Origin of the sequence: Streptomyces sichuanensis (assembly GCF_020328095.1) — a bacterium.
Classification (GTDB): domain Bacteria; phylum Actinomycetota; class Actinomycetes; order Streptomycetales; family Streptomycetaceae; genus Streptomyces; species Streptomyces cinnamoneus.
Genome location: NZ_JAIXMK010000023.1, coordinates 37892 through 62681 on the forward strand (window position 1 = coordinate 37892; position 24790 = coordinate 62681).

At 72.5% G+C, this 24790-nt stretch carries 19 protein-coding genes; 14 read left to right on the forward strand and 5 right to left on the reverse strand.

Annotation, left to right across the window (positions count from 1 at the left end):
* Positions 1 to 32 precede the first annotated feature (32 nt).
* A complete protein-coding gene (gene hflX, locus LE181_RS10165) occupies positions 33 to 1535 on the forward strand; it encodes a GTPase HflX (RefSeq protein ID WP_225660889.1) in 1503 nt (500 codons plus the stop codon).
* A 105-nt stretch (positions 1536 to 1640) separates the two neighbouring features.
* Here the strand turns inward: hflX and LE181_RS10170 are convergent, their stop codons facing one another.
* On the reverse strand, positions 1641 to 2843 hold the full coding sequence (locus LE181_RS10170; protein WP_225660890.1) for a trypsin-like serine peptidase: 1203 nt from the start codon (positions 2841 to 2843) through the stop codon (positions 1641 to 1643).
* Between the two features lie 259 nt (positions 2844 to 3102).
* Between LE181_RS10170 and LE181_RS10175 the strand changes: the two genes are divergently transcribed.
* From LE181_RS10175 to LE181_RS10190, 4 genes are all read left to right on the forward strand, one after another.
* A complete protein-coding gene (locus tag LE181_RS10175) occupies positions 3103 to 4656 on the forward strand; it encodes an aminotransferase class III-fold pyridoxal phosphate-dependent enzyme (protein ID WP_225660891.1) in 1554 nt (517 codons plus the stop codon).
* Positions 4653 to 6575, forward strand: a complete 1923-nt coding sequence (locus LE181_RS10180; RefSeq protein WP_225660892.1) for an IucA/IucC family protein — start codon at positions 4653 to 4655, stop codon at positions 6573 to 6575. The genes LE181_RS10175 and LE181_RS10180 overlap by 4 nt, the downstream gene beginning before the upstream one ends.
* Positions 6576 to 6580: 5 nt before the next feature.
* A complete protein-coding gene (locus LE181_RS10185) occupies positions 6581 to 7378 on the forward strand; it encodes a GNAT family N-acetyltransferase (RefSeq protein WP_225660893.1) in 798 nt (265 codons plus the stop codon).
* 132 nt (positions 7379 to 7510) lie between these two features.
* Positions 7511 to 9490, forward strand: coding sequence for an ATP-dependent DNA helicase (locus LE181_RS10190; protein WP_225660894.1), 1980 nt, complete (start codon positions 7511 to 7513; stop codon positions 9488 to 9490).
* Between the two features lie 124 nt (positions 9491 to 9614).
* On the opposite strand, the gene lexA is transcribed toward LE181_RS10190, so the two are convergent.
* The gene (lexA, locus tag LE181_RS10195) at positions 9615 to 10400 is read right to left on the reverse strand and encodes a transcriptional repressor LexA (protein WP_099202316.1); all 786 of its coding nucleotides are present in this window, start codon (positions 10398 to 10400) and stop codon (positions 9615 to 9617) included.
* Positions 10401 to 11034: 634 nt separating this feature from the next.
* Here lexA and nrdR point away from each other — a divergent pair.
* The 4 genes from nrdR to LE181_RS10215 all read left to right on the forward strand — a co-directional run bounded on the left by nrdR (position 11035) and on the right by LE181_RS10215 (position 16237).
* Positions 11035 to 11571 (forward strand): transcriptional regulator NrdR, encoded by a 537-nt coding sequence (gene nrdR, locus LE181_RS10200; RefSeq protein WP_225660895.1) that lies wholly within the window; start codon positions 11035 to 11037, stop codon positions 11569 to 11571.
* Between the two features lie 111 nt (positions 11572 to 11682).
* The gene (locus LE181_RS10205) at positions 11683 to 14562 is read left to right on the forward strand and encodes a vitamin B12-dependent ribonucleotide reductase (protein ID WP_225660896.1); all 2880 of its coding nucleotides are present in this window, start codon (positions 11683 to 11685) and stop codon (positions 14560 to 14562) included.
* Positions 14563 to 14767: 205 nt separating this feature from the next.
* On the forward strand, positions 14768 to 15598 hold the full coding sequence (locus tag LE181_RS10210) for an arylamine N-acetyltransferase family protein (RefSeq protein WP_225660897.1): 831 nt from the start codon (positions 14768 to 14770) through the stop codon (positions 15596 to 15598).
* A 33-nt stretch (positions 15599 to 15631) separates the two neighbouring features.
* The gene (locus LE181_RS10215; protein WP_225660898.1) at positions 15632 to 16237 is read left to right on the forward strand and encodes a YdbC family protein; all 606 of its coding nucleotides are present in this window, start codon (positions 15632 to 15634) and stop codon (positions 16235 to 16237) included.
* 77 nt (positions 16238 to 16314) lie between these two features.
* Here LE181_RS10215 and LE181_RS10220 read toward each other — a convergent pair whose 3' ends face one another.
* Positions 16315 to 16980: a TetR/AcrR family transcriptional regulator gene (locus LE181_RS10220; protein ID WP_372458306.1), complete on the reverse strand. Its 666-nt coding sequence runs from the start codon at positions 16978 to 16980 to the stop codon at positions 16315 to 16317.
* Positions 16981 to 17047: 67 nt separating this feature from the next.
* On the opposite strand from LE181_RS10220, the gene LE181_RS10225 reads away from it, so the two are divergent.
* From LE181_RS10225 to LE181_RS10245, 5 genes are all read left to right on the forward strand, one after another.
* A complete protein-coding gene (locus LE181_RS10225; RefSeq protein ID WP_225660900.1) occupies positions 17048 to 18694 on the forward strand; it encodes an ABC-F family ATP-binding cassette domain-containing protein in 1647 nt (548 codons plus the stop codon).
* A gap of 9 nt (positions 18695 to 18703) precedes the next feature.
* On the forward strand, positions 18704 to 19363 hold the full coding sequence (locus LE181_RS10230; RefSeq protein ID WP_225660901.1) for a histidine phosphatase family protein: 660 nt from the start codon (positions 18704 to 18706) through the stop codon (positions 19361 to 19363).
* An 11-nt stretch (positions 19364 to 19374) separates the two neighbouring features.
* The gene (locus tag LE181_RS10235; RefSeq protein ID WP_225660902.1) at positions 19375 to 20268 is read left to right on the forward strand and encodes an ADP-ribosylglycohydrolase family protein; all 894 of its coding nucleotides are present in this window, start codon (positions 19375 to 19377) and stop codon (positions 20266 to 20268) included.
* Between the two features lie 71 nt (positions 20269 to 20339).
* Positions 20340 to 21041, forward strand: a complete 702-nt coding sequence (rnhB, locus tag LE181_RS10240) for a ribonuclease HII (protein WP_225660903.1) — start codon at positions 20340 to 20342, stop codon at positions 21039 to 21041.
* Between the two features lie 59 nt (positions 21042 to 21100).
* A complete protein-coding gene (locus tag LE181_RS10245) occupies positions 21101 to 21691 on the forward strand; it encodes a hypothetical protein (RefSeq protein ID WP_225660904.1) in 591 nt (196 codons plus the stop codon).
* 61 nt (positions 21692 to 21752) lie between these two features.
* On the opposite strand, the gene LE181_RS10250 is transcribed toward LE181_RS10245, so the two are convergent.
* On the reverse strand, positions 21753 to 22340 hold the full coding sequence (locus tag LE181_RS10250; protein WP_225660905.1) for a hypothetical protein: 588 nt from the start codon (positions 22338 to 22340) through the stop codon (positions 21753 to 21755).
* 219 nt (positions 22341 to 22559) lie between these two features.
* Positions 22560 to 24725, reverse strand: coding sequence for a RecQ family ATP-dependent DNA helicase (locus LE181_RS10255; RefSeq protein WP_225660906.1), 2166 nt, complete (start codon positions 24723 to 24725; stop codon positions 22560 to 22562).
* Between the last annotated feature and the right edge of the window lie 65 nt (positions 24726 to 24790).

Here is a 24790-nt window from a genome sequence, read left to right on the forward strand (position 1 = left end):
GGGCAGGCACATACCCACGACGTAAGGATCAAATGACCTCCTCTTCTTCCCTTCCCCAGGACCGGCAGGACCGGCAGAGCCTCCCGGAGAGCCTTCGGGCCGACGCCCTGATGGAAGAGGACGTCGCCTGGAGCCACGAGATCGACGGGGAGCGCGACGGCGATCAGTACGACCGTTCCGAGCGCGCGGCCCTGCGGCGTGTAGCGGGACTCTCCACCGAGCTGGAGGACGTCACCGAGGTCGAGTACCGGCAGCTGCGCCTGGAGCGCGTGGTGCTGGTCGGCGTCTGGACGTCCGGCACGGTGCAGGACGCCGAGAACTCCCTCGCGGAGCTCGCGGCGCTCGCCGAGACCGCGGGCGCGATGGTGCTCGACGGTGTCGTCCAGCGTCGCGACAAGCCGGACCCGGCGACGTACATCGGCTCGGGCAAGGCGCAGGAGCTGCGGGACATCGTCCTGGAGAGCGGCGCCGACACCGTCGTGTGCGACGGTGAGCTCAGCCCCGGCCAGCTCATCCACCTTGAGGACGTCGTCAAGGTCAAGGTGGTCGACCGTACCGCCCTGATCCTCGACATCTTCGCCCAGCACGCCAAGTCCCGCGAGGGCAAGGCCCAGGTCTCGCTGGCCCAGATGCAGTACATGCTGCCCCGGCTGCGCGGCTGGGGTCAGTCGCTGTCCCGGCAGATGGGTGGCGGTGGCTCCGGCTCGTCCGGCGGCGGCATGGCCACCCGTGGCCCCGGTGAGACCAAGATCGAGACCGACCGGCGCCGGATCCGCGAGAAGATGGCGAAGATGCGCCGGGAGATCGCGGAGATGAAGACCGGCCGCGACATCAAGCGCCAGGAACGCCGGCGCAACAAGGTCCCCTCGGTGGCCATCGCGGGGTACACCAACGCCGGCAAGTCCTCGCTGCTCAACCGGCTCACCGGCGCGGGCGTGCTGGTGGAGAACGCCCTGTTCGCTACCCTCGACCCGACCGTGCGCCGGGCCGAGACGCCCTCCGGGCGGCTCTACACCCTCGCCGACACCGTCGGATTCGTCCGGCACCTGCCGCACCACCTCGTCGAGGCGTTCCGCTCCACCATGGAGGAGGTCGGCGACTCCGACCTGATCCTGCACGTCGTGGACGGCTCGCACCCGGCGCCGGAGGAGCAGCTGGCCGCCGTGCGCGAGGTCATCCGCGACGTGGGTGCGCTGGACGTCCCCGAGATCGTGGTGATCAACAAGGCGGACGCCGCCGACCCGCTCGTGCTGCAGCGCCTGCTGCGCATCGAGAAGCACTCGATCGCGGTGTCCGCGCGGACCGGCGCGGGCATGGAGGAACTGCTCGCCCTGATCGACGCCGAGCTGCCCCGGCCCGCGGTGGAGATCGAGGCGCTCGTCCCGTACACGCACGGTGCGCTGGTCGCGCGGGCCCACGCCGACGGCGAGGTGATCTCCGAGGAGCACACCCCGGAGGGCACCCTCATCAAGGCCCGGGTGCACGAGGAGCTCGCCGCGGAGCTCCAGCGGTACGTACCCGCCGCGCGCGCCTGACCGTACGCACACGAAGGCCCGCCCCGGATCCTCCGGGGCGGGCCTTCGTCGTCGTGCTGCCGGTCCGGCCGTCCGGCCACCGGCTCCTGCTCGCTCTCCCGCGTTCTACCGCTTGTTCGCGAACTTCTGGCTGAGCGCGTCGTAGACGCCCTTCGCCTCCGGGCCCAGGCGCGGACCCGCCAGCCAGGTGCTGTTGGACGGGCCGATCGAGGTGTTCGAGACCAGCACCACCTTGCCGTCGGCACCCTTGGCGAACCAGCCGCCACCGGAGGAACCACCAGTCATCGTGCAGCCGATGCGGTACATCGTCGGCTGCGACGGCTCGATGGTGAGACGGCCCGGCTTGTCGACGCAGTCGTACATCTTCTGGCCGTCGAAGGGCGGCGCGGCCGGGTAGCCCCAGGCGCCCATGCTCTGGATGGACTTCACCTGCGGGGTGCTGAAGTCGACGGTCAGGGCGTTGCCGACCGTCTCCTCAAGCGACTTGCCGTTGCCGTTCTCCGACTTCACGTGCAGCACGGAGAAGTCGTAGGGGGCGCCGGCCCCACCGGTCTCCGCACCCTGGGTGATCCACTGGGACGACGTCTGCGCCCAGTCCGCCCACCACACGCCGTACGGGGCGACGTCCGTCACCGGCGCGCTGTTGACCTGCGCGCCCGGCAGGCCCTTGTCGTTGTACGACGGCACGAAGGCGATGTTGCGGTACCAGCCGCCCTTCTTGCCGGCGTGCACACAGTGGCCCGCGGTCCACACCATGTTGGACTTGCCGGGGTGCGCCGGGTCCTTGACGACGGTGGCCGAGCAGACCATATGGCCCTCGGGGCTGTCGAAGAAGACCTTGCCGACCGGGGCGGCGTTGTTGTGGTACGGCAGACCGACGGCCTTGGCCTGTACCGGACGCGGCTCGGGGTCGGTGACGCCCTGGTCGCTGGCGCTGCCGCCCGGCACCGTGCCCGGGGCGCCCTGGGTGGCGAGCGTCTTGTCGCTGGAGCGCGCGTCCTTCATCGTGTCGGGCTTCCAGTGGCCCTCGATGATGGGGTTGATGAAGTCGCGGGCCTCACGCATCCACTGGTCCTTGTCCCAGTTCTTCCAGGCCCCCTCCTTCCACTTCTTCTTCCACTTCTCCAGGTCCTGGGTGGGGATCCCCTTGGGCAGGCTGGGGAAGTCGTCGCCCTTCTGGCCGGCGGCCGCGCTGGGCTTGGCCTCGCCCGTGGCCTTGTCGTCGGACGGGCCGCACGCGGTGGCGGTCAGCGCCAGCGCGGCGGCGAGGGCGGCGGCCGCCAGGGCCGGCCGGCGTTTCGATGGCATGGAGTGAGCTCCCCCTGTGATGTGCACGCGCTGTGGGCGAATGTCCGCTCTGCGCGCGAATGTTGTGAACTTGTCATGCACCGCCCCGGCGCGGGGCAGGGCCCCACTATGCCGGTGCCGAGGGAGACGGGAACGGGCGGGTCCTCGGTTCCGGAAAGAAGGATCTTGAGCTGGGGCCGTGATCCGCAGCTCCCGGCGTCGTTGGTACGTACGGGGGACGCCCGACCATCGTTCAGCGGCAGGAGGAGGTACCCGCGCCATGGCCCCGACCCGACCACCCCTCCCGCCACCGTCCGCGCCCCCGCCGACGGCCCCCGAGGGCCCCGCGCGACGCCAGTCCTCGCGCGAATCCGCAGCCCGTACGTACGCCCGGTCGCTGCCGATCGTGCCGGTGCGCGCCCGGGGGCTGACGATCGAGGGCGCCGACGGCCGGCGCTACCTCGACTGTCTCTCCGGCGCGGGCACCCTGGCGCTCGGCCACAACCACCCGGTGGTCCTCGCGTCCATCCGTTCCGTCCTCGACTCCGGTGCCCCGCTGCAGGCCCTGGACCTGGCCACCCCCGTGCAGGACGCCTTCGCCGACGAGCTCCTGGCCACCCTCCCGCGCGGCCTGGCGGACTCGGCCCGCATCCGGTTCTGCGGGCCGTCCGGCGGCGACGCCGCGGAGGCCGCGCTCGCGCTCGTACGGGCGGCGACCGGCCGTGAGGGGCTGCTGGCGTTCTCCGGAGCCGGGTCCCCGGAGGCCGCCGGGGGAGTGCCGGGCGCGGTGACCCGGCTGCCGTTCCCGCAGGGCTACCGCTGCCCGTTCGGTGTCGGCGGCGAGCACGGGGAGCGGCTGTCGGCACGCTGGGCCGAGACCCTGCTCGACGACCCCGGTGGCCGCGCGGCGGCTCCGGCCGGCCTGATCGTCGAGCCCGTGCAGGCCGACGGCGGGATGCTGCCGGCGCCCGACGGCTGGCTGCGCCGGATGCGGGCGGTCACCGCGGCCCACGCCGTTCCCCTCGTCGCCGACGAGAGCAGCACGGGCGTCGGCCGGACGGGAGCCTTCTGGGCCGTCGAGCACAGCGGGATCGTCCCGGACGTGATGGTCCTCTCCAAGGCCATCGGTGGCAGCCTCCCGCTCGCCGTCGTCGTCCACCACGAGGACCTCGACCCCGGCGGGCCCGGCGGCGCCGGAACGTTCCGCGGCAACCAACTCGCCATGGCCGCGGGCACCGCGACCCTGCGGTACGTCCGCGAGAACGGACTGGCCGAGCGCGCCGCCCTGCTCGGCGCACGGATGCTGGACCGGCTGCGGCAGACGGCACGGGAGCACGCGTGCGTGGGGGACGTGCGGGGGCGGGGGCTGATGATCGGCGTCGAATTCGTCGACCCGGAGGGGGATGCCGGCGCTGGGCGTGAGGGCGCCGGTCGGGACGGTGTCGGCGATGACGGTGCCGGTCGGGAGGGTGACGGCCGTACCGGCGCCGGCCATGGTGGGGCCGCTCGTCACGGTTTCGGCCGTACCGCCCCCGGTCGCGACGGTGTCGTTCCGCTGCCCGCCGCTCCCGACGTGGCCGCCGCAGTGCAGCGTGCGTGCCTCCGGCGGGGGCTGATCGTCGGGCTGAGCGGCCCGCACTCCAGCGTCGTGCACCTGCTGCCGCCCCTCACCCTCACCGACGAGCAGGCCGAAGCCGTCCTGGAGCGGCTGTCCGACGCCATCGCCACGGTCTCCCGCACGGGCCACCGGATCCCCACCCCGCGAACGCCGAAGGAGGAAGGCGCCGCATCCCCGGCCGGCAACGCCGTGACATGCCCGCCGCACACCGCATGAACGCACCCCTCCGCACCGACGCGTCCCCCGGCGACGGCCCGGACCGCACCCCGGCGGTGCCCCGCCCGGCAGGCCACCGCACCGAGGCCGCGGCCCTCGCCCCCTCCGGCGCCGGCGACCCGCTGGACCACCCCGACCCCGCAGCCGCCGCGGACGCCGCCGCAGTGGAGAACCTCCTCCGCTGCTGGGTCCGGGAGAACGCCATCCCGCGCCCCCACGGCGACATCCTCTACCTCCCGCTCAACGCGAGCGGCATCCCGCTGACCGTCCCCGTGCGCTACTGGTCCCCCACCGGCTGGCACCGCTTCGGCCACGTCACCCTCACCGGCGGCTCGGACGACGCCCCCGCCTTCGACGCCGTCACCCTGGCCGCGCTCCTCGGCCGGGAAGCCGCCCACCGCGCGGCGCAAGCGGGCCGGGCCCCGGCCGAGCAGGGCGCCGAACTGGCCGCACGGGTCGCCGACTCGGTGCGCCGCACCACCGTCTTCCTCACGGCCCGGCGCCGCCGACCCGCCGACCCGGACGCCGGAGACCTCTTCCTCTACGGCGAACAGTCCCTGCTTCTCGGCCACCCCCTGCACCCCGCGCCGAAGAGCCGCGACGGCCTGACCGACGCCGAGGCCCCCGCCTGCTCACCGGAGTTGCGCGGCCGCTTCCCGCTGCACTGGCTGGCCGTCCACCGCTCCGTCCTGGCCACCGACTCCGCCTGGACCGAACGCGGCCGCTCCGTCGACGCCCCCACCCTGGCCGCCCGCCTCGCCGGCCCCGGTCTCGAACTGGACCTCCCGCCCGACACCGTCGCCCTGCCGATGCACCCCTGGCAGGCGCGCGACATCCACCACCGCCCGGCCGTCGCCCCCCTCTTCGAGGCCGGGCTGCTGCACGACCTCGGCGCCCGCGGCGAGCCCTGGTACCCGACCTCCTCCCTGCGCACGGTGCACCGGCCCGGCGCACCCGCGATGCTCAAGCTCTCCCTCGGCCTGCGCATCACCAACTCGCGCCGGGAGAACCTCCGCAAGGAACTGTGCCGCGGTGTCGAAGTGCACCGCCTGCTGCGCGGCGGCCTCGCCGAGCGCTGGCGGGCCGCCTGCCCCGGCGGCCTCGGCTTCGACATCGTCCGCGACCCCGCCTGGCTGGCCGTCGACGCCCCCGACGGCACCCCGCTGCCCGGCGTCGACGCCGTCATCCGGCACAACCCGTTCGGCCCCGGCGACGACGCCCTGTGCGTCGCCGGCCTGACCTCACCCCGGCCGTGGCCCGGCAGCCAGGGGCCGGCCGGACAGCCCGCCGTGTCCTCCCGCCTCGCCGACACCATCGGCCGGCTCGCCCACCGCACGGGCCGGCCCGCCGGTGCCGTCGCCGCGGAGTGGTTCCTGCGCTACCTCGACGCCGTCGTGCGCCCCGTGCTCTGGCTCGACGGCGAAGCAGGCGTCGCCCTGGAGGCCCACCAGCAGAACACCCTCGTCCTGCTGGACGCCGACGGCTGGCCCGTCGGCGGCCGCTTCCGCGACAACCAGGGCTACTACTTCCGCGAGTCCCACCGCGCCGCCCTCGACCAACGGCTCCCCGGCATCGGGCAGGAGAGCGACACCTTCGTCTCCGACGAGGTCGCCGACGAGAGGTTCTGCTACTACCTCGGCATCAACAACGTCCTCGGACTGATCGGTGCGTTCGGCTCACAGCGGCTGGCCGACGAACAAGTCCTGCTCGCCGGACTGCGCCGCTTCCTCAAGGAGACCGCCACCGGCCCGTCCCCGACCCGCTCCTCGCTGCCGGAGCACCTCCTCCACGCGCCCTCCCTGCGCTGCAAGGCCAACATGCTGACCAGGCTGCGAGGGCTCGACGAACTCGTCGGACCCGTCGACACCCAGTCCGTGTACGTCACCGTCGCCAACCCCCTCGCCCCGGCGGCGGGGTGAGCGGCATGGGCACGGAGTGGAACGACCCGGGCGGCGCACCGCCCTACGACCCGTTGACGGATCCGCTCTCCGCCCTTCCGGGTGAGGGTCCCGGCACCGAGCGGGTCCCGGATCGGGTTCCCGAGCCCGACGACTGCGTCGACACGATCGACCTGCGGCTGACCGAGGAGATCGTCGAGTTCCTCGCCTGCGAACCACCGACGCCGGCCCAGCCCGGTCCGGCCTTCGGATCGGACCTGCTGGACGGCCTCGCCGACTGGGGACCCGTGGCCACGGACATCGGCCCGTTCCAGCTCGTACCGGTCCGCATCGAGCGCGACCTCCGGCTGATCACCCAGTGGATGAACGATCCGGCAGTGGCGGCGTTCTGGGGCCTCTCCGGGCCCGACGCCGCAACCGCCGGTCATCTGCGCGCCCAGCTCGACGGCGACGGGCGCAGCGTTCCCTGCCTCGGGGTGCTCGGCGGCGTCCCGATGAGCTACTGGGAGGTGTACCGCGCTGACCTCGACCCGCTCGCGCGGCACTACCCGGCCCGGCCGCACGACACCGGGATCCATTTCCTGGTGGGCAGGGTCGCGGACCGGGGGCGGGGTCTGGGCACCCTGTTGTTGCGCACCGTCGCGGACCTCGTCCTGGACCGCAGGCCCGCCTGCTGCCGGGTCGTCGGGGAACCGGACCTGCGCAACACTCCGTCCGCCGCGGCTTTCCTCGGGGCGGGTTTCCGGCTGACCGCGGAGATCGAGCTGCCGGACAAGCGCGCCGCCCTGATGATCCGCGACCGTGCCCTGAGGGGCGTGCTGTAGCTGCGCCCGGCGACGGCACGGCGGTGTCCTCCGGTCTCCGGGTGACCGTGGGTGCCTGCCGGTATGCGCGGGGGTACCGGCAGAGCCATCCCGGCCCGCGATGTCAGTGCGGCCCCGTAGGCTGGCAACGCTATGACTGCCACCTCCTCGCCTTCCCTCACCGACCTGCTGCACGCCGCCGTCACCGCCGTCGGGGGCACCGAGCGGCCCGGCCAGGTCGCCATGGCCGAAGCCGTCGCCGCGGCCATCGACGGCGGCTCCCACCTGCTCGTCCAGGCGGGCACCGGCACCGGCAAGTCGCTCGGCTACCTCGTGCCGGCCCTCGCCCACGGCGAGCGGGTGGTCGTCGCGACGGCCACGCTCGCGCTCCAGCGCCAGCTCGTCGAGCGCGACCTCCCGCGCACGGTCGACGCCCTGCATCCGCAGCTGCGGCGCCGCCCGGAGTTCGCCATGCTCAAGGGCAGGTCCAACTACCTCTGCCTGCACCGGCTCCACGAGGGCGTGCCGCAGGAAGAGGAGGAGGGGCTCTTCGACCCCTTCGAGGCGGCGACGCCCACCAGCAAGCTGGGCAAGGACCTGCTGCGGCTGCGTGACTGGTCCGACGAGACCGAGACCGGCGACCGCGACGACCTCACCCCGGGCGTGTCCGACCGGGCGTGGTCGCAGGTGTCCGTCACCTCCCGGGAGTGCCTGGGCGCCTCCAAGTGCGCCTACGGTGCCGAGTGCTTCGCCGAGGCGGCGCGGGAGCGCGCCAAGCTCGCCGACGTTGTGGTCACCAACCACGCGCTGCTCGCCATCGACGCCATCGAGGGCGCCCCCGTGCTGCCCGGCCACGAGGTGCTGATCGTCGACGAGGCCCACGAACTGGTGTCCCGCGTGACCGGCGTGGCCACCGGCGAGCTCACCCCCGGCCAGGTCAACCGGGCCGTGCGCCGGGCGGCCAAGCTCGTCGACGAGAAGGCGGCCGATGCCCTGCAGACGGCGGCCGAGAGCTTCGAGCGCCTGATGGAGCTGGCCCTTCCCGGCCGGCTGGAGGAGATCCCCGAGGACCTCGGCTACTGCCTGATGGCGCTGCGCGACGCGGCGCGCACGGTCGTCACGTCCCTGGGCAACACCCGCGACAAGTCCGTCCAGGACGAGGACGCCGTCCGCAAGCAGGCCCTGGCCTCCGTGGAGAACATCCACGCCGTCGCCGAGCGCATCGTGGAGGGCCCCGAGTACGACGTCGTCTGGTACGAGCGACACGACCGCTTCGGAGCCTCGCTGCGGGTCGCGCCGCTGTCGGTGTCCGGGCTGCTGCGGGAGAAGCTCTTCAACGAGCGGTCCGTGGTGCTCACCTCGGCCACCCTCAAGCTCGGCGGCGACTTCAACGGCGTCGGTGCCTCCCTGGGCCTCGCGCCCGAGGGCGTCGAGGGGGAGGACTGCCCGGAGTGGAAGGGCGTGGACGTCGGCTCGCCGTTCGACTACCCCAAGCAGGGCATCCTCTACGTCGCCAAGCACCTGGCCCAGCCGGGCCGGGAGGGCAACCGGACCGACATGCTGGACGAGCTGGCGGAGCTCATCGAGGCGGCCGGTGGCCGCACCCTCGGCCTGTTCTCCTCGATGCGGGCGGCGCAGGCGGCCGCCGAGGCGCTGCGGGGCCGACTCGACATGCCGATCCTCCTCCAGGGCGAGGAGACGCTGGGCGAGCTGATCCGCACCTTCGCCGGGGACACCCGCACCTGTCTCTTCGGCACCCTGTCGCTGTGGCAGGGCGTGGACGTGCCCGGCCCCAGCTGCCAGCTGGTGGTCATGGACCGGGTGCCGTTCCCGCGGCCGGACGACCCGCTGATGAGCGCCCGGCAGCGGGCGGTGGAGGACGCGGGCGGCAACGGCTTCATGGCGGTGGCGGCGACGCATGCGGCGCTGCTGATGGCGCAGGGTGCCGGTCGTCTGGTGCGGGCGTCGGGGGACCGGGGCGTGGTGGCCGTGCTCGACCCGAGGCTGGCCACGGCCCGCTACGGGTCGTTCCTGCGTGCTTCGCTGCCGGACTTCTGGTACACCACCGACCGTAACCAGGCGCGCCGCTCGCTGGCGGCCATCGACGCGGCGGCCAAGGCCGAGGGCAGGTAGGACCGAGGGCCGGCAGGACCCGGGCAAGGACCGGCGCGAGCCGGGGGTCCGAGCAGGCCGAGGGCAGAGAAAGAGCCCCGGAACCGGCGCAGTGGTTCCGGGGCCCGGCCTCTCCGTGCGGGTGTCACACGCGTCGCAGCACCGCCACGACCTTGCCCAGGATGGTGGCCTCGTCGCCGGGGATCGGCTGGTAGGCGGCGTTGTGCGGAAGCAGCCAGACGTGGCCGTCCTCGCGCTTGAAGCGCTTGACGGTCGCCTCGCCGTCCAGCATGGCGGCCACGATGTCGCCGTTCTCCGCGACGGGCTGGCGGCGGACCGTCACCCAGTCGCCGTCACAGATGGCGGCCTCGATCATGGAGTCGCCGACGACCTTGAGGACGAACAGCTCACCGTCACCCACCAGCTGGCGGGGGAGGGGGAAGACGTCCTCCACGGACTCCTCGGCGAGGATCGGGCCGCCGGCGGCGATCCGGCCCACGAGGGGCACGTACGAGGCGGCGGGCTTGCCCGTCGTGTCGGTCGGCTGCGTGCTGGGCTGGTCGGAGCCGCGCACCTCGTAGGCGCGGGGCCGGTGCGGGTCCCTGCGCAGGAAGCCCTTCCGCTCCAGCGCCATGAGCTGATGGGCGACGGACGACGTGCTGGACAGTCCCACCGCCTGGCCGATCTCGCGCATGGATGGTGGGTATCCACGGCGCTGGACGGAGTCCCGGATCACCTCGATCACACGGCGCTGCCGGTCGGTGAGACCGGAGCTGTCCGCCCGGATGCCCGGGGGCCGTCCGGGGAGCGAGCGGGCAGGCTTCTGCCCCTCGGCGTTCATGGCTGCGTCGTTCATCGGGTGTGCCTGGTCGAGTCGGTTCTGGGAGCGGTCCTGGGCGGTGATGGTGGCGCTGTCTGCGGTGGTGGTCACGTCGGCCCCTCTCGAAATGTTCTCCCTAGCTGGACAACGGTAGTTGCTTTCGAAAGGTTGCGCCAAACACACGTTCGAGTGAAATATCCGGGATCGGCTGACGTGATCAGGTTCCAGGGTGTACGGGCCGAGATCAATTCGCCCCATTACGGTACTCTTCGGTGCTGGAGCGAAGCCCGGTGGCAGCCCCGGCGTAGCCGGGCGGAGCTTCCTCCGGTGCGAGCCGGAGCCCGCTTCCCGCGTCGTGGTGACGCCGGCGCCGGAGGTCCGTCCGTCCCGCACCGTAGCGGGTCGGCGGGGGTCCGGCCGGCATCCGTCCGGCGGCGCCGTGCCGTGGGCTCAGTGTGGCATCCGTGCCCCTGTGGGGCCGCGCTCGGGGCTCCCTCGTGGGGCCGTGTCCGCTCACGGCGGCCCGACACGCTGTGGGTCTCGGTTCGCCGTCCGGCACCAGATCTAGTGGTTTGATGGCGGCGGCTACCCACAAGTTGTGGTCGACGGCCCTCCCCGGTCAATCGGGGGCACGGTCATCGCCTATGCTGGGGGCTGCTCGACGTGAGCCCCCAGGGGCCCGTCGTGGCGCTGATCGTGCACAGTTTTTCTTGGGGTTCCCGAGGGTGAAGGAGGGTGGAGAGCCATGCACTGCCCCTTCTGCAGGCACCCCGACAGCCGGGTCGTCGACAGCCGGACCACCGATGACGGCTGCTCGATCCGCAGACGCCGCCAGTGCCCCGACTGCTCCCGCCGGTTCACGACCGTCGAGACCGCGTCACTCATGGTGATCAAGCGGAGCGGCGTCACCGAGCCCTTCAGTCGCAACAAGGTGATCTCCGGCGTGCGCAAGGCGTGCCAGGGGCGCCCCGTCACCGAGGACGCCCTGGCCCAGCTCGGCCAGCGGGTCGAGGAAGCGGTGCGCGCCACCGGCAGCGCCGAGCTCTCCACGCACGACGTCGGGCTCGCCATACTCGGTCCGCTCAAGGACCTCGATCTGGTCGCGTACCTGCGCTTCGCGTCCGTGTACCAGGCGTTCGACTCGCTTGAGGACTTCGAGGCCGCCGTCGCGGAACTCCGCGAGGGCGTCCGCCGCGCCGAGGCCCGGGACGCCTCGGCAGCAGACCCGGCCGACTGTGCCGCAGGTGCCGAAGTCCCGGCGCCCGCCGTGGCCGTCGACTGAGCGGTCGTACTTCAGACCTGCCCGGCTGCCGTGCGCGGCCGGGTGACAGAACACATCGCGCCCCGGAAGAATTGGGCGCATTAGGGCGTTTTGCCCGTAGAGGGAGGCGGCATGACCGAGACGACGAGCGGCCCGGCACGAGGTTCCCGCTCCAAGGGAAACAAGGGCGGCAAGGGCCTGCGCATCGAACGCATCCACACCACTCCCGGCGTGCACCCGTACGACGAGGTGGTCTGGGAGCGTCGTGACGTCGTCATGACCAACTGGCGCGACGGCTCGATCAACTTCGAGCAGCGCGGCGTGGAGTTCCCCGACTTCTGGTCGGTGAACGCGGTCAACATCGTCACGAGCAAGTACTTCCGTGGCGCCACCGGCTCCCCCGAGCGCGAGTCCAGCCTCCGCCAGCTCATCGACCGCGTCGTGAAGACCTACCGCGCGGCCGGCGAGGAGCACGACTACTTCGCCTCCCCCGCGGACGCCGAGATCTTCGAGCACGAGCTCACCTACGCGCTCCTGCACCAGGTCTTCAGCTTCAACTCGCCGGTCTGGTTCAATGTCGGCACCAAGCAGCCGCAGCAGGTCTCCGCCTGCTTCATCCTCTCCGTCGACGACTCCATGGAGTCGATCCTCGACTGGTACAAGGAAGAGGGGATGATCTTCAAGGGCGGCTCCGGCGCCGGCCTGAACCTCTCCCGCATCCGCTCCTCCAAGGAGCTCCTCTCCTCCGGCGGCAACGCCTCCGGTCCCGTCTCCTTCATGCGCGGCGCCGACGCCTCCGCCGGAACGATCAAGTCGGGCGGTGCCACGCGCCGTGCCGCCAAGATGGTCGTCCTCGACGTCGACCACCCCGACGTCGAAGCCTTCATCGAGACCAAGGTGAAGGAGGAGGAGAAGGTCCGCGCCCTGCGCGACGCCGGCTTCGACATGGACCTGGGCGGCGAGGACATCACCTCCGTCCAGTACCAGAACGCCAACAACTCCGTCCGCGTCAACGACGAGTTCATGAAGGCCGTCGAGAGCGGCTCGACGTTCGGTCTGCGCGCCCGGATGACCGGCGAGGTCATCGAGGAGATCGACGCCAAGGGCCTCTTCCGCAAGATGGCCGAGGCCGCCTGGGCCTGCGCCGACCCCGGCATCCAGTACGACGACACGATCAACCACTGGCACACCTCGCCGGAGACGGGCCGGATCACCGCGTCCAACCCGTGCAGCGAGTACATGCACCTGGACAACTCCTCGTGCAACCTCGCCTCCCTCAACCTCATGAAGTTCCTCCGCGACGACGACAACGGCAACCAGTCGTTCGACGCCGAGCGCTTCGCCAAGGTCGTCGAGCTCGTCATCACGGCGATGGACATCTCCATCTGCTTCGCCGACTTCCCGACCGAGAAGATCGGCGAGACCACCCGCGCCTTCCGTCAGCTGGGCATCGGCTACGCCAACCTCGGCGCCCTGCTGATGGCCACCGGCCACGCCTACGACAGCGACGGCGGCCGCGCCCTCGCCGGCGCCATCACCTCGCTGATGACCGGTACCTCCTACCGGCGCTCCGCCGAGCTGGCCGCGGCCGTCGGCCCGTACGACGGCTACGCCCGCAACGCCGACGCCCACCAGCGCGTCATGAAGCAGCACGCCGACGCCAACGGTGCCGCCCTGCGCATGGACGACCTGGACACCCCGGTCTGGGCCGCGGCGACCGAGGCGTGGCAGGACGTCATCCGCCTCGGCGCGAAGAACGGCTTCCGCAACGCCCAGGCGTCCGTGCTGGCGCCGACCGGCACCATCGGCCTGATGATGGACTGCGACACCACGGGCGTCGAGCCGGACCTGGCCCTGGTCAAGTTCAAGAAGCTCGTCGGCGGCGGCTCGATGCAGATCGTGAACAACACGGTGCCCAAGGCGCTCAAGCGCCTCGGCTACCAGCCGGAGCAGATCGAGGCGATCGTCGCCCACATCGCCGAGCACGGCAACGTGATCGACGCCCCGGGCCTGAAGGCCGAGCACTACGAGGTCTTCGACTGCGCCATGGGCGAGCGCGCGATCTCCGCCATGGGTCACGTCCGCATGATGGCGGCCGCGCAGCCGTTCCTCTCCGGCGCGATCTCCAAGACGGTCAACCTGCCCGAGTCGGCCACCGTCGAGGAGGTCGAGGAGGTCTACTTCGAGGGCTGGAAGATGGGCCTGAAGGCCCTCGCGATCTACCGCGACAACTGCAAGGTCGGTCAGCCGCTCTCCGCCAAGAAGAAGGAGAAGGAGGAGACCAAGGCCGTCGAGGCCGTCCCCGCCGCCGCGGAGAAGGTCGTCGAGTACCGCCCGGTCCGCAAGCGCCTGCCCAAGGGCCGCCCGGGCATCACCACCTCCTTCACGGTGGGTGGCGCCGAGGGCTACATGACCGCCAACTCCTACCCCGACGACGGTCTGGGCGAGGTCTTCCTGAAGATGTCCAAGCAGGGCTCGACCCTCGCGGGCATGATGGACGCCTTCTCGATCGCCGTCTCGGTCGGTCTGCAGTACGGCGTGCCGCTGGAGACCTACGTCTCGAAGTTCACCAACATGCGCTTCGAGCCGGCCGGCATGACGGACGACCCGGACGTGCGGATGGCGCAGTCGATCGTCGACTACATCTTCCGCCGCCTGGCGCTGGACTTCCTGCCGTTCGAGACGCGCTCGGCGCTGGGCATCCACTCCGCCGAGGAGCGCCAGCGTCACCTGGACACCGGTTCCTACGAGCCGGCCGACGAGGAGGTCGACGTGGAGGGTCTCGCGCAGTCCGCCCCGCGCCAGACCGAGACGCCGAAGCCCGAGGTTCCGGCCCAGCCCGCCGCGGTGGCCCCGGCCCCGAAGCAGGCCCACAACTCCACCGAGCTGGTGGAGATGCAGCTGGGCCTGAACGCGGACGCGCCGCTGTGCTTCTCCTGCGGCACCAAGATGCGCCGCGCCGGCAGCTGCTACCTCTGCGAGGGCTGCGGCTCGACCAGCGGCTGCAGCTGACGACGAGCGCCGTCGAGGGCAGCTGACCCACAGCTGCTGACCCACGGCTCGTGAAGGGGACCGGCCATGCGGCCGGTCCCCTTCGTCGTGCGCTCGTGCGACCGGTCGGGGAGTGGTATTCGGCTGCTCCCCACCGGCATATTCCGGCCAGCTCGTATGTTGTGAAGGGTAGTCAGTTGATCAAGTGAAGGCGGGGGTACCCGGAATGAGTAATTCCCAATGGAGCGGCGACGAGCTGGATCTCGACGCCTACCTGGACCGGATCGGCCTGCAGGGCCCTCTGGAGCCGAACCTGCAGACGCTGCGGGCGATGCACCGGGGCCATGTGGCGGCGATTCCCTTCGAGAACCTCGAAGTGCAGCTCGGCCGCCCGGTCCTGCTGGACGTCAAGGCCCTGCAGGACAAGATGGTGACGCGCAGACGCGGCGGCTACTGCTACGAGCAGAACTCGCTGTTCGCCGCGGCGCTGGAGCGCATCGGCTTCTCCGTGACCGGTCTCGGTGCGCGTGTGCGGGTGGGGAGTGACGGCATGCGCCCCGTCACGCACATGACGCTCAAGGTGGTGGCGGACGGCGAGGAGTGGCTGTGCGACGTGGGCTTCGGCGGCGAGGGGCTGCTGGAGCCGCTGCCCTTCCGGGACGGTGCCGAGGCCCGGCAGGGGGAGTGGAGGTTCGGCCTCGTGCGTGAGGAGAACGGCGTGCACGCCCTGCGGACACTCCGGGCGGACGGCTGGGGCGACCTGTACGCGTTCGGGCCGGAGGACCGATTCCCGATCGACTACGTCGTCATGAACCACTACACCTCGACGCACCCCCGTTCGCCGTTCGTCTCCCGGGTCATCGTCCAGCAGACGGAGTCCGCCCTACGACGCATGCTCGTGGGCCCGGTGTTCGTGACCGTGCGTGCCGACGGTTCCACGGAACAACGGGAAGTCGGTGCAGCGGAGTTGAACGAGGTGCTGCGGAGCGAGTTCCGCATCGAGCTGGACGAGGAGGAAGTCGCCACGCTCGCCCGCGTGTACTCCTCGCGTACGTGACCCGCGCCACTGTCCGCGCCGTACGATGGCCCGGTGCTGGTCAAGTGGATTCGCTGCACCGTGGTGGACCGCCGGGGCTTCGAGCGGGGACAGCGGAAGTGGGCGGGATTGCTCGGTGAGCCCGGGTTCCGGGGACAGGGGGGAGGGTGGAGCAGGGCGCGCCCTGACGTGGTCCACCTCTTCGGCTTCTGGGAGAGCAGGCCGTTCTACGACTCCTTCATGGCGCGCTCGCACGATCGGCTCGCGGCGTCGCAGGTCGGCACGTACCGCAACCCCCAGGTGCGGCTCTTCGAGCACCGTTTCGACGTGAAGGTCGGTTTCCGGCCGCAGTTCACGGATGCGGACGTGGTCCGGTTCGCCCACTGCCGGGTCCGCGAGGACAGGGTCGAGCACTTCACCCTGATGCAGGAGAAGGTGTGGAACCCGGCGATGGCCGGCTCCCCCGGAATGCTGCGCGGTGTCTTCGGCGAGGCACCCGGCCAGGAGTTCCTGGTGCTGTCGATGTGGAACTCCGAGGCCGAGCACGGCAAGTACCGCGCGGACAGGGTGGAGCGGCTCGGCCTGCGGGCACAGACCGAGGCCGACGTCGCAGCCATCACCGGCGACGTGGTGGAGATAGAGCAGGCGTGGACGGTGTGACTGACCGGGGACCGGCGGTGTGACCGCTCGGGGCTTCTGGGCGGTGTGACCCCAGGGGTCCGCTGGGGCCCCTGGGGTCAGGCCGGTGAGGCGTAGACCCCGGCGCTGACCGCCGCGAGCACGGCGTCGGCCGCCTGTTCCGCGGCGGCCGCGTCCACGTCTTCGCGGGTGATGAACAGCCGGAAGAACAGCGGGGCGGACACCGCCCGCGCCACGGCCCCCGCGTCGGTGCCGGGCGGCGCCTCGCCGCGCTCGACGGCCCGGGCGATCAGGGGCGCGCAGCGCCCGAAGCGTTCGGCGTAGAAGCCGCCCAGTGCCCGGGCGGCGCGCTCGGACTGGAACGCGGCGGTGATGAAGGCGGTCGGGGCGGCCGCGCCCGCAGGGTCGGTGAAGGTGTCGACGACCTCATGTGCGAGCGCGAGCAGGTCACCGCGGAGCGTGCCCGTGTCGGGCGGGCTCCAGCTGTCCTCGCCCGCCAGGTCGAGCGCGTCCGCCACCATCCCTTCGACGCCTCCCCAGCGGCGGTAGAGCGTCGTCTTGTGGACGCCGGAGTGCTCGGCGACGTATTCGACGGTGAGGCCGGGATAGCCGTGTTCGACGAGCCCGGAGAGGACGGCGTCGCGCACGGCGGCGCGCGTGCGGGCGGTGCGCCCGCCGGGGCGCACCGTGCCGGGGGCGCTGGAAGAGGGGGCTTCCGAAGGCAACTGCAACTCCCGTTGCGTTAAGGGGCTGGGCTCTGTCATGCTGAGGATAACGCAACTACGGTTGCGTTTGCTGTCCGTGTCGGTGTCTCGCCCCGGAGGTCCGCCCGTGCCCACCCAGCTCTCACTGCACAATGTGTCCGTCTCCCGGGGCGACCGGCTGCTGCTCGACGGCGTGTCCCTGTCCGTGCGGGCCGGCGAACGAGTCGGCATCGTGGGAGAGAACGGCGCCGGCAAGTCGACGCTGCTGAAGATCCTGGCCGGCATCGGCCGGCCCGACGACGGCACCGCCGTGACCTCGGCCGACGGCGGCATCGGTTACCTACGGCAGACCCCCGGCCTTCCGCCGGACGCAACGGTCGCGCAGGCGATCGACGCGGCCCTCGCCGACCTGCGCGCCATGGAGATCCGCCTGCGCGAGCTGGAGGCGGAGCTCGGCGCGGCGGGGCCTCAGGCGCTCGACGAGTACGGCGCACTCCTCACCGCCTTCGAGGCCAGGGGCGGCTACGAGGCCGACGCGCGGGTCGACAAGGCCCTGCACGGTCTGGGCATCGGCCACTTGGCGCGCGACCGCCGCCTGGGCAGCCTCTCCGGTGGCGAGCAGGCGCGGCTCGGCTTGGCCTGTCTCATCGCGGCGGCCCCCGAGGTCATGCTGCTGGACGAACCGACCAACCACCTCGACGGCGCCGCCCTGACCTGGCTGGAGGACACCCTGCGCGCCCATCGCGGCACGGTCGTCGCCGTCTCCCACGACCGGGTCTTCCTCGGCCGCGTCGCCACCGCCGTCATCGAGGTCGACGCCGACCGGCGGACGCTCGTCCGCTACGGCGGCGGCTACGCCGGCTTCGTCGCGGAACGGGCTGCGGCCCGCCGCCGCTGGGAACAGGAATACGACCAGTCGTGCATGGAGACGGCCGCCCTGGCCGGGACCGCCGCGACCTCCGCCCGGAGCGTGGCGCCGGGGCGCGCCATCAAGGACGGCAACAAGATGGCCTACGACCGTGACAAGGGCCGCGTCCAGTCCTCCGTCTCCACCCGTGTCCGCAACGCCCGGGAACGGCTGCGCAGGCTGGAGGAGAACCCCGTCCCGCGCCCGCCGGAGCCCCTGCGCTTCGCGGCCGGCCCCGCGCTCGGCACTGCCGACGGAGACCTCGTCACGCTCGACGGGGTACGCGTCGGCGACCGGCTCGCGGTCGAGGCCCTCACCGTGCGGGCGGGAGAGCGGATGCTGGTGCACGGCTCCAACGGCGCCGGGAAGTCGACGCTGCTGCGGCTGATGGCGGGCCTCGCCCTGCCCGATGCCGGCACCGTGCGCAGGAACGGCCGCATCGGTTATCTCGCCCAGGAGATCCCCGTGAGCCGGCCCGCGGAGCGGCTGCTGGAGGCGTACGGGCAAGGGCTGCCGGGCACGGACGAGGAGCGGCGGGCGCAGCTCCTGGCGTACGGACTCTTCCGCGAACGCGACCTGCACGTGCCCGTCGGATCGCTCTCGGCCGGGCAGTGCCGCCGCCTCGCCCTGGCCCGGCTGCTGGCCCGCCCGGCGGACCTCCTCCTGCTCGACGAACCCGCCAACCACCTCGCCCTGGGGCTCATCGAACAACTGGAGGAGGCGCTGGCCGCATGGCCGGGTGCCGTGGTGATCGTCTCCCACGACCGGGCGCTCCACCGCCGCTTCAAGGGCCGCCGGTGCGCGATACGCGCAGGCCGGGCGGAGGTCACGGAAGAGCGCGAGGCGGTCGCCGCCTGTGCGAACTAGGGTGGCCGCATGGCACGGCCCCGGCGCATCGTCCTCATCCGGCACGGCGAATCCGAAGGCAACATCGACGACACGGTCTACGAGCGAGAGCCCGACCACGCCCTGGCACTGACGGCGACCGGCCGCAAGCAGGCCGAGCAGGCCGGCGTCCTCCTGCGCGAGCTCTTCGGGGACGAACGCGTCTCCGCCTACGTCTCGCCCTACCGCCGCACCCACCAGACCTTCCAGGCCCTCGGCCTCGACCCCACGCGGGTCCGCGTCCGGGAGGAGCCGCGCCTGCGCGAGCAGGACTGGGGAAACTGGCAGGAGAGGGAGGACGTGCGCCGCCAGAAGGCGTACCGCGACGCCTACGGCCACTTCTTCTACCGCTTCGCGCAGGGCGAGTCGGGCGCCGACGTGTACGACCGGGTCGGCTCCTTCCTGGAGAGCCTGTGGCGCAGCTTCGACGACCCGGGGCACCCGCCGAACGTCCTGCTCGTCACGCACGGCCTGACCATGCGGCTGTTCTGCATGCGATGGCTGCACTGGACCGTCGCCGAGTTCGAGTGCCTGTCCAACCCGGGCAACGGCGAGACGCGCATGCTGCTGCTCGGCGCTGACGGCAGGTATCACCTTGACCGGCCGTTCGAGCGCTGGTGCACCCCCGAATCGTATGGCTTCACCGGTTAGAGTTCGCTGCGATGACAACTGACCGATTCCACCGAGCCCTGGCGAGCCTGCGAGGGCTGGCCGTGGGTGACGCCCTCGGCTCCCAGTTCTTCGTCCCCGCCAACTATCCGTCGCTCAAGCGCCGCGAGCTGCCGCCCGCGCCCTGGCGATGGACCGACGACACCGAGATGGCCTGCTCCGTGCTGGCCGTCCTCGCCGAGCACGGCCGCATCGACCAGGACGCCCTCGCGCGCTCCTTCGCCGAGCGCCACGACTTCGACCGCGGCTACGGCCCGGCGGTCAACCGCATGCTGCGCCTGGTCAGGGAGGGCGGCGACTGGCGCGAGCTGGCCGCGGCCCTGTTCAAGGGGCAGGGGTCCTGGGGCAACGGTGCGGCCATGCGCATCGCCCCTCTGGGCGCCTGGTACGCCGACGACCCCGAGCAGGCGACGCACCAGGCGGAGATCTCGGCGTACACCACGCACCAGCACCGCGAGGCCGTGGCCGGAGCCATGGCCGTGGCCGCCGCCGCAGCCCTCGCGGCCGGCCCGGCCGGCACCCTCACCCCCGAGAGCCTGCTCGACGGCGTGGTCGCCCTCGTGCCGCGCAGCGCCGTCCAGCAGGGACTGCGCCGCGCCCGCGACATGCTCGACTACGGCGACGCGACCACCGTCGCCGCCGTCCTGGGCTGCGGCCGCCGGACCAGCGCGCACGACACCGTGCCCTTCGCGCTGTGGGCCGCCGCGCGCCATCTCGACTCGTTCGAGGCGGCTTTCTGGACGACGGCGCAGGCGGGCGGCGACGTGGACACCACGTCCGCCATCGCCGGCGGCGTGGTCGCCGCGGCGGAAGGAGGCGCTCCGCCGGCGGACTGGCTGCGGCACACCGAAGCGCTGCCCGACTGGCTCCCGGAGGCCGTGCGCTGACCGGACGGCGTGGAGTGGGGGCGGGGCGGGGCGGGACAGCTCGGCGCCGGGGGCGTAACCTTACAGGCGCCATGCCCTACCAACCGCCTACCCACAGCGTCGAGCGCTCGCTCCGAGCGACGACGGGAGCAAAGATCGTCGCCGGTGTGGACGAGGTCGGCCGGGGCGCCTGGGCCGGACCCGTCACCGTGTGCGCGGCCGTCACCGGCCTGCGCCGCCCGCCCGAGGGACTGACGGACTCCAAGCTGCTCACCCTCAAGCGACGCACGGTGCTCGCCGCGGCCCTGGAGACGTGGGTCACGTCCTACGCCCTCGGGCACGCCTCCCCGCAGGAGATCGACGAGCTGGGCATGACGGCGGCGCTGCGGCTGGCCGCGACCCGCGCCCTGGACGGCCTGCCCGTGCGACCCGACGCGGTGATCCTCGACGGCAAGCACGACTACCTCGGCGAGCCGTGGAAGGTCCGTACGGTCATCAAGGGCGATCAGTCCTGTGTGGCCGTCGCCGCGGCCTCCGTGATCGCCAAGGTGCGGCGCGACACGCTGATGGCCGAACTGGGCGCCGTGCACGCGGACTTCGGGTTCGGTGACAACGCCGGATATCCGTCGCCGGTGCACCGTGCCGCCCTGGAGGAGCTGGGGCCGACCCCGCACCACCGGCTGTCGTGGTCGTACCTGGACGCGCTGCCCCGCTGGCAGCACCTCAAGCGGGCCCGCATCAGCCCCGACAACGTGGCATTGGAGGCCGGAGGCCAGCTCGGCTTCGACTTCTGAGTGGCCCAAAACGCCACCCGCCGACGCGACTCGCACCGGCGTTTGATAGACATCACCCCATGCCTCTCATCCCCGAGGAGCCTCAGATTCACGAGAGTGTCCCGGGTCCCCGCGCAGTTCCGGCCGCCGGCCGTCCCGCGATGACCCCCCGCCCTGTCCCTGGTCCCCGCCCGGCCCCCGCGCGGTCCGGCAACCCCGGCCCGCGCAGCGGCCCTGTCCCGGGCCCCCGTCCTCCGCGTCCTGCGGCGGGCTCCCCGGCGGCCACCGCGCAGGTCCAGCTGATCCCCGCCCCCGCGGAGGGTGCGCTGGGCGCCGCGGACGAGGCCGTCGACCTGCTGCTCGATGCCGGCCGGGCGCCCGGCGAGGTCCTGGTCCTCACCACCGGCGACCCCCACCCGTGGGCGGCCCACGAGCTGTCCTTCGGCGAGGCGTCCTACTGGGCGCAGCACGACGCCGGGGACGACGTCTTCTACGCGGCCGCCGATGCCGACCGTGCCGCGACCCGGCCGGTCGTGGTCGTCGCCGTCAACGGTGGTTCGGACGCCGAGGTGGCGCGTGCGCTTCCCGCGGCCATGGCCCGTGCCGGTGCGCTGCTGATCGTCTGTGGCGACCCGAAGCGCGTCAACGCCCTTCTCTCCGCAGGAGTCTGACGTCCGGTTCCGGTGGCCGGCCCGCCCCCGCCGGGTGTGTCGGCCACTGTGCCGTCCCGGGTCACCGGGCGGCGGCGCGGCGGTGCGCTTCGGGTGCCCCGCCGCCGAAGCCGATCCGTGCGGCCGGGTAGGGCGAGGAGCGGGGGCAGCGTCCGCTGCGGCCCTCGCCGAGGATCTGCCAGCCGGTCCGGGTGAGGGTGATGTACGCGCCGCAGCGCAGCCCGTGCAGGGTGCATGCGTCGCGCAGCCCCCACATCCACGCCCCGTCCTCCTCGGTCCAATGGGCCTCGCCCTCACGGCAGTAGAGGAGTACGGCGGTGCGTATGGGCGCCCGTCTGCGCAGGTCGTGCGGGATGATCTGACGCAGTCGGCTCAGGAGCGCATTGCGCAGTTCCCAGCCGTCGGCGACGCCCGCCCGTCCGGTGTGGCGTGCGAAGGACGCACTGGCCGCGAGCCGTTCGTCGGGATCGAACACCGCGATGACGGCTGTGGACGGTGTCGGCATGTGGCGCGCGTGCAGACCGGTGACGACCTCGCGCGGATTGCGCAGCAGGGGGACGCCGGAGGCCACCCACTCGGCCGGTTCCAGCAGCCTGACCGGGCGGGGAGCGGAGTCGGCGGACGGTGCAGGAGCGGAGCCGAAGGTCATGGTTCTCCCTTCGTCTGCACGCCCGCGGAGCCGGGCGGAGGGGCAGGCAGGGCGGGCCGCCGCGTCGTCGGTCGTGGCAGACCGCGAGCGGGCGGGAGTGGGGAGCGGTTCAATTCTCGCGGCCCCATCGGCCGTGCGGCAACGATCAATTGACGCCACTGACCGGTATCTGACGATCCGCCGACTAAATTCCGCTTCGCCTCGCCCGCCTGCCCCTGCTCACCCCTGGACGGCCAGGACCAGGGGGAACACCTCCGCCGCCCCGGACCGCCGCAGCAGCCGAGCCGCGACGGCAAGGGTCCAGCCCGTATCGGCCAGGTCGTCCACGAGCAGGACCGGGCCGCCGGCCGTCGCCAGCGCCTCGGCGAGCGCGGGGGGAACGGTCAGTGCTCCGTCCAGCGCCCGCAGCCGCTGCGCGCTGTTGGTCCGCGGAACCCGGGTGTCCTCTTCGGCGCGTCCATAGTCGACCGTCCCCAGGAGCGGCATGCGCCCGACCCGGGCGATGTGCTCGCCCAGCGAGTGGATCAGCCGCGGCCGGGTGCGGGAGGCGACGGTGACGACACCCACCGGTCGCGCGGGAGCGTCCGGTGCCCCGGACGCCCAACCTCCGCTTCCCCGGGCCCAGTCGGCCAGCACGGTGACCACCGCGTCCGCCACATCATCCGGAATGTCGACGTCCGGAGCGTGGGGGGCGAGGAGCGGCCGCAGCCGGTTGCCCCAACCGATGTCGGAGAGCCGCCCCAGCGCCCGGCCCGTGGCGGCCTGCTCGCCCGCCGGGATACGGCCCTTGAGGTCCACGCCGACCGCCGGCATGCCCGTGGGCCACATCCGCCGCGGCTCCACCTCCACCCCCGGGCGGCCCAGTTCACCCCGCGAGGCGTCCAGGGAACCGGCGGACACGTCGGCGCCGAACCGGGGAGCCGCGCAGTTGTCGCACCGCCCGCACGGGGCGGCCTCCTCGTCGTCCAGCTGGCGCCGCAGGAACTCCATCCGGCACTGCGTCGTCGTGGCGTAGTCGCGCATCGCCTGCTGCTCCGCCTCGCGCTGGCGCGCCACCCAGGCATAACGCTCCGCGTCGTACACCCACGGCTCGCCCGTCGCGGTCCATCCGCCGCGCACCCGGTGGACCGCCCCGTCCACGTCGAGGACCTTGAGCATGGTCTCCAGCCGCGAACGGCGCAGCTCGACCTGGGGCTCCAGGGCGGGGAGCGACACAGGGCGCTCGGAGGCGGCCAGCACCGCCAGCGTGCGGCGGACCTGCTCCTCCGGGGGGAAGGCGAGCGAGGCGAAGTACTTCCAGATCGCCTCGTCCTCGCGGCCCGGCAGCAGCAGCACCTCGGCGTGCTCCACGCCACGTCCGGCGCGTCCCACCTGCTGGTAGTAGGCGATGGGGGAGGACGGCGAGCCCAGGTGGACCACGAAGCCGAGGTCGGGCTTGTCGAAGCCCATGCCGAGCGCGGACGTGGCGACGAGCGCCTTGACGCGGTTGGCGAGCAGGTCCTCCTCCGCCTGCTGGCGGTCCGCGTTCTCCGTCTTGCCCGTGTACGAGGCCACCACGTGGCCACGGCGCCGCAGGAACGCCGTGACCTCTTCGGCCGCGGCGACGGTGAGGGTGTAGATGATGCCGGAGCCCGGCAGCTCCTCCAGGTGGTCGGCGAGCCAGGCCAGGCGGTGCGCGGCGTCGGGCAGCGTCAGCACGCTCAGGCTCAGGCTCTCGCGGTCCAGCGGCCCGCGCAGGACGAGCGCCTCCTCCGCGCCCTCGCCCGTGCCGAGCTGCTCGGCGACGTCGGCGGTCACACGGGCGTTGGCCGTGGCGGTGGTCGCCAGCACCGGGACACCGGGCGGCAGGTCGGCCAGCATGGTGCGCAGCCGCCGGTAGTCCGGCCGGAAGTCGTGCCCCCAGTCGGAGATGCAGTGGGCCTCGTCGACGACCAGCAGACCGGTGGCCGCCGCGAGCTTGGGCAGCACCTGGTCGCGGAAGTCGGGGTTGTTCAGCCGCTCGGGGCTCACGAGCAGGACGTCGACCTCGCCCGCGGCGACCTCGGCCTGCACGGTCTCCCACTCCTCGGTGTTGGAGGAGTTGATCGTGCGGGCGTGGATCCCCGCCCGGGCGGCGGCGTCCACCTGGTTGCGCATGAGGGCGAGCAGCGGGGAGACGATCACCGTCGGACCGCTGCCGCGCTCGCGCAGCAGCGCGGTCGCGACGAAGTACACCGCCGACTTGCCCCACCCCGTGCGCTGGACGACCAGCGCGCGGCGGCGGTCGGCGACGAGCGCCTCGATCGCGCGCCACTGGTCCTCGCGCAGTCTCGCCGTGCCCGTGGTGTCTCCGACGAGACGGGCGAGGACGGTGTCCGCCGAGGTGCGGAGGGCTTCGTTGGTCATGCCCCCATGCAACACGAGGGCACTGACAAAGCGCGAATGGGCCGGGGGACCTGTGGAAAACCCGG